Here is a 390-nt window from a genome sequence, read left to right as displayed (position 1 = left end):
AGCATCGATGGCGGCAAAGACGCCGCCAACCCCTGGCAAGACCGAGCCAACGGTGTGGATGGTGTTCCAGCCGACGGTGTCGTTGGTCATGCGCAGCAGCCATTGGTCGAGCTTCTTCATGCTGAAGTCGACGTCGCTCTGGTGCAGGGTGTTGGCCGGGACCAGCGCCACTTCGCGGTGAGTTGAAGGGGCGGCGCTCATCGGCTGTGCTCCGTGGCCGAGCGGGCGGGTGTGACCCGGACGACAGCGAAGGCACTGTCGTCAACGCTACTGGAGGTAAAGCGCACATCCTGTTGAGAGAGCATCTTGGCTTCCTGCATCGCCGATCCATGGGCCGGGATGGCTCCTGGCGGGGCAGGGCATCCGTTGGGGAGCGATGGTGCAAGGAAG

Annotated in this window: 1 protein-coding gene; it reads right to left on the bottom strand. The window is 64.1% G+C overall.

Features of this window, described 5'->3' with window-relative positions:
• On the bottom strand, window positions 1–201 hold a 201-nt coding region (locus HU737_RS26095; RefSeq protein ID WP_217838555.1), incomplete at its 3' end, for a hypothetical protein.
• Window positions 202–390 lie beyond the last annotated feature (189 nt).

Origin of the sequence: Pseudomonas urmiensis (genome assembly GCF_014268815.2) — a bacterium.
Taxonomy (GTDB): Bacteria; Pseudomonadota; Gammaproteobacteria; order Pseudomonadales; family Pseudomonadaceae; genus Aquipseudomonas; species Aquipseudomonas urmiensis.
Note: the sequence above shows the minus strand (reverse complement) of the source record. Positions and strands in the feature narration are given on the sequence as shown.